General features: G+C 44.0%; 6 protein-coding genes and 1 pseudogene. 5 read left to right on the forward strand and 2 right to left on the reverse strand.

The genetic code is table 11. From position 1 onward, the window contains the following. Positions 1 to 179: 179 nt before the first annotated feature. From Q0314_RS02820 to Q0314_RS02835, 4 genes and pseudogenes are all read left to right on the forward strand, one after another. Positions 180 to 1,181: an OmpA family protein gene (locus Q0314_RS02820; RefSeq protein ID WP_298056277.1), complete on the forward strand. Its 1,002-nt coding sequence runs from the start codon at positions 180 to 182 to the stop codon at positions 1,179 to 1,181. Between the two features lie 20 nt (positions 1,182 to 1,201). Then, on the forward strand, positions 1,202 to 2,029 hold the full coding sequence (locus Q0314_RS02825; protein WP_298056282.1) for a mechanosensitive ion channel domain-containing protein: 828 nt from the start codon (positions 1,202 to 1,204) through the stop codon (positions 2,027 to 2,029). A 239-nt stretch (positions 2,030 to 2,268) separates the two neighbouring features. Next, a pseudogene (locus tag Q0314_RS02830) lies at positions 2,269 to 3,089 on the forward strand (IS1595 family transposase). A gap of 294 nt (positions 3,090 to 3,383) precedes the next feature. After that, positions 3,384 to 4,034 carry an HAD family hydrolase gene (locus tag Q0314_RS02835; RefSeq protein ID WP_298056286.1) on the forward strand — a complete coding sequence of 217 codons (651 nt, stop codon included), beginning with the start codon at positions 3,384 to 3,386 and terminating at the stop codon, positions 4,032 to 4,034. A gap of 348 nt (positions 4,035 to 4,382) precedes the next feature. On the opposite strand, the gene Q0314_RS02840 is transcribed toward Q0314_RS02835, so the two are convergent. Then, positions 4,383 to 4,550: a hypothetical protein gene (locus tag Q0314_RS02840; protein ID WP_298056289.1), complete on the reverse strand. Its 168-nt coding sequence runs from the start codon at positions 4,548 to 4,550 to the stop codon at positions 4,383 to 4,385. Positions 4,551 to 4,715: 165 nt separating this feature from the next. Next, on the reverse strand, positions 4,716 to 5,117 hold the full coding sequence (locus tag Q0314_RS02845; protein WP_298056292.1) for a hypothetical protein: 402 nt from the start codon (positions 5,115 to 5,117) through the stop codon (positions 4,716 to 4,718). A gap of 267 nt (positions 5,118 to 5,384) precedes the next feature. Between Q0314_RS02845 and nifJ the strand changes: the two genes are divergently transcribed. Then, a partial coding sequence (gene nifJ / locus Q0314_RS02850) for a pyruvate:ferredoxin (flavodoxin) oxidoreductase (protein WP_298056295.1) occupies positions 5,385 to 7,474 on the forward strand: 2,090 nt, incomplete at its 3' end.

The raw sequence follows: 7,474 nt of genomic DNA on the forward strand, positions 1-7,474 counted from the left end.
TTCTCTAAACGCTAATAGTTTGTTAAAGTCGTTTTGTCGGCTTTTAAATTTTGGAGATGAGGCATACGGTTTGATAGGACTGATGCGTCTTAAATTACGTGTTAAATTTAGATTTATAAATTAGTGATAAAATCAAAAAATAGTCTCGTGAAAAAACGGGGCAAAAGAAAGGATAACTTATGAAAAAGATTGCTCTTGCTTTAGTTGCTGCTTCTGCGCTTTTTGCCGCTGATTCAGCTTACAATTACGAACTAACTCCGACAATAGGCGGCGTTCATCCTGAAGGAAATTTAGGAACAAATGATCAGTCGGCCATCGGTTTAAGAATCGGAAGAAACCTTGAAAATTTCTTTATAGACCACGTAGAACTTGGTCTTAGCCACACTAACAAGATAAGAGAGTATGGCGTAGACGGAAAGGCTACTAGATATTTCGTTAATGCTATTAAAGATTTCGGCCTAACTGAAAAACTATCTCTTTACGGCTTGCTTGGTGCGGGATATGAAGATGTCTCAAAAAAATTCGTCAAAAATGATGACGGCGGCTTCGGTCAATACGGCCTTGGTTTGAGATATCAAATTACCGATAACTTTGCCCTACGCGCTGAAGCAGTAGATGCTATTAAATTTGAGCATGCGGATCACAACCTATTCTATACGCTAGGTTTTGCAGTTGGCTTCGGTGCTAAAAACGCTCCTGTAGTTGCAGAGGCGCCAAAAGCTGAGCCTGTTTCAGCTCCTGTAAGCCTTGATGATGATAACGACGGCGTTTTAAACGATGTCGATCAATGCCCAAATACACCAGCAGGCGTAGTAGTTGACGAGACTGGTTGCGAGAAGGTTATCGTTCTTAGAGATATCGGCGTAAACTTCGCATTCGATAGCTACAAAATAACTCCAAAATATCTTGAGGAGATCAAAAAAGTAGCTAATTTTATGGGCGAAAACCCAGGCTACCGCGTAGTTCTAAGCGGACATACAGACAGCGTTGGTGCTGAGGCTTACAACCAAAAACTATCTGAAAAAAGAGCAAACGCAGTTGCTAAAGCTCTTGAAGAGCTTGGCGTAAGCGCAGACAAGATCACTACTGTAGGATACGGCGAGCTTAAACCTGTCGCTTCAAATAAAACAAAAGAAGGACGTGCTGAGAACAGACGCGTTGAAGCTAGATTTAACAAATAATTAGTCTAGCTTAATAATGCATGGACGAGATTAAATTTGAACTTATTTGGTCGTTAATCTCGTCCTATTCTTTAAAAATTTTAGGTTCTATCGCCATCTTGCTTATCGGCAAATGGTTGGTAGCTAAAATCTCAAATCTTATATCAAAATTAGTCATTTCTTCCAGACTTGATGAAACTCTTTCAAATTTCCTTGTAAATATCATCAAAACGCTTCTCATGGCTTTTGTTATCATAGCCGCGATTGCAAATTTGGGCGTCGAGACATCTATGTTTGTCGCTGCGCTTGGTGCTATCGGTCTTGCTATCGGTATGGCGTTTAAGGATACTTTTTCAAACATAGGCGCAGGATTTTTGATAATATTTTTTAGGCCGTTTAAACTCAAAGACCACATAGAAGTCGCAGGCGTGCAAGGCGCAGTCAAAGAGATTAATATGTTTAGCACTATTTTGCGTACAACCGATCACAAAACCATCATTATCCCAAACGGACGCATCATAAGTAGCAATATAATAAACTTCTCAAAAGAGGGTACCAGGCGGGTTGAGCTCGTATTTTCCATAGATTATAAAGACGATCTAAGGCTTGCAAAAGAGATTATTTTAAACCTAGCTGACGAAAACAAAAAGATCCTAAAAGAGCCAAAGCCATTCGTCGGCGTCGGAAGTTTGGGTGAAAATAGCGTAAATTTGACTGCTAGATTTTGGTGTGCGAGTGATGATTTTTCCGACGTGCAGTTTGCTATGCTTGAGAGCGTTAAGCTTGCATTCGATGCCCAAGGTATCTCTATACCATCGCCACAGCTCAGCATCCGCTATCAGGATAAAAGGCAAGACGAGCAAATTTGATTTACCGGTTTGCACGGTTTTTCTTGGTTCTTTGGCTTCTTTTATGTGGTATGTTGTAGATTGGTTTTATGCTCGTATCCTATTTGGTCCGTAAGGCAAATAGATTAAATTTGATTCAAAATCAATACAGCACAAGCGCTTTAAAAATGTACAAATTTTGACGTATTCCTTATCTGCCGTATTGCAAAAATTAAAGGCTCTCTTTAACTTAATCTCACACAAAGGAGCATTAGGTTACGATGAGTTCGATGAAAAATAAATATATAATCCGTTCAAGAATTTCTGAAGCTAAATTTAGAGAAATTCTCAAGTATTTTGCAGAAGACATAGAAGCATCAAAGATATCGAATTTAACTAAAATTTCAGAAGCAACCCTATGTAAAATCTTTAGAGAAATAAGAATTCTTATGTCTAAAGAGTGTGAGAAGGTATCTAAGTTTTCAGGCGAGATTTCCAGCTCGCAAGCTCGCCTAGAAGCTTCGCTTTGAAATAGATGAAAGTTACTTCGGATCTAAACGAGTAAGAGGTAAGAGAGGTAGAGGTGCAGCAAATAAAACACCAGTATTTCTATTTCGCTACGCTCGTAGCTGTAAACAGACGGAATGCTAAAGCGTGACGGTAAGGTCTATACCCAAGTAGTTAAGAACTGTTCTGCAAATGAACTGATACCGATATTATCGGAGTTTCTCAAAGAGAGTGCAAGCACAAGAGTGAATTAGACGAGAGTGTGATTTATTCTGATTGCTGGAAAGCTTATGACGGATTGGTTGATTACGGAGCTAAAGCTCATTATAGAGTAAAGCATTCTAAAAATGAATTCGCTAACGGTAAAAATCATATAAACGGTATAGAAAACTTTTAGCTGCGACTTCGTCTTGCTACTGTAAACAGACGGGGATATGCTAAACATAGACTAGCTAAATTTAAAGGGATAAAGAAAGGAAATTTCTTGCTTCATCTAAAGGAATGTGAATTTAGATATAATACTAAAACTATACAAGAAAACCTATATCAGAAACTATTGAAATTGATAAGAGAAAATCCGCTTAAGTTTAATTGAGCCAAATTAAATTTCACCGCTTTCGTTAAATTTAAAATCTAATTCATATTTTAAAGTCAAATTTGACAGCATAAACATTTTAACAAATCCTTAATTTCGGCGTCTTAGAGTGCAGTCGCATAAAATTTAGTCCAAAGCCAAAAAGTATAAATTTAAAAATCAAAAATTTACAAAAAGCTATCTTAAGGCAAATTTTAAAATACAAAAAGTAAAATCAAAGTTTATTAAAACGTTAATTCGGCTTGAAAATGCCGCCAAATTTGCAACATCAAAATAAAAAACGAAAGAAGTAAAATGAAAAAAACCATACTTTTTGACCTCGACGGTACACTCATCGACTCGACGCCTGCTATCCTTGACGGATTTGGCGCGGCATTTCTCGCTCACGGAGAACCCGCGCCAAACCCTGAGGCCGTCAAAGCTCTAGTCGGCCATCCGCTTGATTTTATGTTTGCGTGGCTCGGTGCGCCGACGCAGCTAGTGCCTGATTATATCGCAGCATACAAGGCGCGATACGAGCAGATTTTTTTGGAGCAAACATCGTTGCTTGAGGGTGCGGCGGGTGCGTTGGCACTTGCTAGCGAGGTCGCGGACGTTGGCGCCGTGACGACAAAAACGTCGAAATTTTCGGTTATTTTACTTGAGCATTTGGGCGTCATGAGATTTATCAAAATCGTGATCGGCAGAGACGACGTAGTAAATCCAAAACCAGACCCCGAGCCCATAAACACGGCTCTTGAGCGCCTAGGCAAAACGAGCGCGCAAGATAAGGCGAGCGCCTTTATGGTCGGCGATACGACGATGGATCTGGAGTCGGCAAAGCGTGCTGGTATCGCGGGCGTCGGGCTAGTTTGCGGCTACGGCAAGGAGGCTGACTTGCGCGAGCATTCAAATTTGATCTTTCAAAATGCATTTGAAGCGGTTAAATTTATAGCCGGCAGATGAGTTTAGCCTGCTACCGTGCTAGTTAAATTTAGCGATCAAAGCTTATATTTAGTTTGCTAAACTACTGTTTTTTGGTATTTCGCTGCGGTTAAAATTTAGCCGCTCGTGGGATAAAAATTAAGTCAAATTTGCGGTAACCTCGCAAGCAAAAAGGCAAATTTGACTTATCTGTGTGCGCTTTCTTTTTCAAAGTACTCAAACGCATCGATTATGTCAAGATAAGCGCCGTCGAAACCCGCGTCAAGAATCTTTTTTGATACAATCCGTCGTTTCCCGTAATTATTTTTTGCCAATCCACATCCCGATATTTAACGACGTAATTTCCCTTCCAGTGCGGGTTTTTCTCTGCTAGCCAGCTGGGCTTGCCTGTTTTCCAGGCGCCATTCCAATAATACCGGTAATCCTCCTCCCTATGCTCATATAGTAGATCACGAGCCGCTTCCCGCCGTTGCGTTTTGTTTTGAGCTCCCTTACTTCGGACTCGGCGTAGGCTTTTACGAAGTGAAACAAATCCATATCGTAATCCGTATTTTTGAGCGCAACGATAAGCTGCCGTTTTGTAGAAATTTTTTGCTGTTAATCAGATACAAAAAGTTTTCGGCGTCTGCAACCGTGTTTATATCTTTGAAGTTTGCGTTATACTGGGCGTTTGGATACTTTAGAGTGGCGGCCAGGTTGCGTTTATCGGCTGCAAAAGAAAGAAAACCGTTTTCTTTGCTGCGCCGATACGAGGCGTCTACGTCGCTCGCGGTGGAACAATAATCGGTAACGAGCACCCTCACGCCGTTTTGCACGTAGAGGAGGCCATGTATTCCTTACGTCGGCGGGAGTAGGCTCGTCGTCGCCCGGGTAGCCGTAAAACAGCGACTTGGCGCCCACGGCGAGACCTCGCGTAGGTAGCCCTGCCGCAAGCTCACCGCTAGCAGGGCCGTCATTGGTAATAATCTCAAGCCCGTTTTGCGGGATGACGATGAAATTTTTATCAAATTTTTTGCCGTATTGCGAGATAGCGATGACGAAGCGGCGCATCTCCTTGCGGTAGTCTGTCGCTGGTTTTGCTTCGACTGCGCGATTTTCATCCACCGCGGCGCAAAAACATAAGACGAAAAACGCGGCTAGCGGATAAAATTTACGCGTAGCTTCTTTGTTTTAAAATTTAGCGGCTAAATTTTAGCAAATTTATAAAAATCGGCCGTCAAATATTTTTTGATTGTAGCTCAAATTTGGGGCTTTGGATTATTAAATTTAATCATTTTTGAAAATGTAAAGCGGCGGATTAATGATAGATTTTGGAATTTAGCTCTATAATAAAAGATTTTTAAAAAACATAAGAAAATTTAAGGCGGAAAAATGGCTAAAATAATGAAAACTATGGACGGAAACGAGGCTGCGGCGCACGCGGCTTATGCATTTACGGAGGTTGCGGGCATCTACCCGATCACTCCTAGCTCGCCGATGGCTGATTACACCGATATGTGGGCGGCTCAGGGCAAGAAAAATCTATTCGGCATGCCGGTTAAAGTCGTAGAAATGCAAAGCGAAGGCGGAGCTGCGGGCACCGTACACGGCTCGCTGCAAGTAGGCGCGCTAACTACGACATACACGGCTTCGCAAGGCCTTTTGCTAAAAATCCCGAATATGTACAAAATCGCAGGCCAACTACTACCCGGCGTCATCCACGTGAGCGCGCGCTCTATCGCGGCTCAGGCGCTTTCTATCTTTGGCGATCATCAGGACATTTATGCCTGTCGTCAGACGGGATTTGCTATGCTAGCAAGCGGCTCTGTGCAAGAGGTCATGGATATCGCGGGCGTCGCGCATCTAGCGGCGATCAAGGGTCGCGTGCCGTTTTTGCACTTTTTCGACGGATTTCGCACGAGCCACGAGATACAAAAGATCGAGGTGCTTGACTATGCGCACTTTGATAGGCTTCTTGACCGTGAGGCGCTGCAAAAATTTAGAGACGAGGCGCTAAGCCCCGAAAGTCCGAAGACTCGCGGCACGGCTCAAAACGACGACATCTACTTCCAGACGCGCGAGCTAGCTAACCGCTACTACGACGCGGTGCCTGATATCGTGGCCGAGTATCTAAAAGAAATTTCAAAAATCACGGGACGCGATTATAGACCGTTTAATTATTACGGCGATCCGCATGCTACGCGCGTCGTGGTCGCGATGGGCTCGGTCACGCAAACTCTAGAAGAGGTCGTCGATCACCTGCGCGCAAAGGGCGAAAAAGTAGGCGTGCTAAAAGTGCATCTATATCGTCCGTTTAGCCTAAAATACCTCTTTGACGTGATGCCTGAGACGGTAGAAAAGATCGCCGTACTAGACCGCACGAAAGAGCCGGGAAGCCTCGGCGAGCCGCTATATCTGGACGTCAAGGCGGCGTTTTACGGACGCAAAAATCAGCCCGTGATCGTGGGCGGTCGCTACGGCCTAAGCTCAAAAGACGTCGATCCTGCTCAGATGCTAGCGGTCTTTGAAAACTTAAATTTAGAGGGGCCTAAAAACGGCTTTACCGTCGGTATCGAGGACGACGTGACCTTCACCTCGCTAAAAGTCGGCGAGAAAATTTCGCTAAGCGACGCAAGCGTGAAAGAGTGCCTATTTTACGGTCTTGGCGCGGACGGTACCGTGGGAGCGAATAAAAACTCCATCAAAATCATCGGCGATAAAACCGAGCTTTACGCGCAGGCGTATTTTGCCTACGATAGCAAAAAATCAGGCGGCTATACGCGCTCGCACCTGCGTTTCGGTAAAAACCCGATCCGCTCGACCTACCTCGTCTCAAATCCGCACTTTGTAGCCTGCTCTGTCGCGGCGTATCTTGAAATTTACGACGTCATAGACGGTATCCGCGAGGGCGGGACGTTCCTGCTAAACTCGATCTGGGATGCCGAGCAGACGGTCGCTAAACTCCCAAATAAAGTAAAGAAAATTTTGGCCGCTAAGAAGGTAAATTTCTACATCATCAACGCCACGAAGCTAGCTCGCGAGATCGGGCTGAAAAACCGCACGAACACCATCATGCAGTCGGCATTTTTCAAACTCGCGAACATCATACCGTTTGCCGACGCGCAAAAATACATGAAAGAGTACGCGCACAAAGCCTACGCCAAAAAGGGCGAAGCGATCGTGGAGATGAACTACAAGGCCATCGACATGGGCGCGGACGGACTGGTTAAGGTCGCGGTCGATCCTAGCTGGGCAAATTTGACGGATGACGCCGCTAACGAGGAGAAATACGTCGGCGACGAATTTATAGAAAAAATCGTTAAGCCTATCAACGCCGCTAGGGGCGACAGCCTGCCTGTTTCGGCGTTTGTTGGCTTTGAAGACGGACACTTTAAATCAGGCACCACGGCCTACGAAAAACGCGGTATCGGCGTGATGGTACCGAAGTGGATCGAGGAAAACTGTATCCAGTGTAACCAGTG

It is taken from the genome of uncultured Campylobacter sp. (assembly GCF_938040115.1).
Lineage (GTDB): Bacteria > Campylobacterota > Campylobacteria > Campylobacterales > Campylobacteraceae > Campylobacter_A.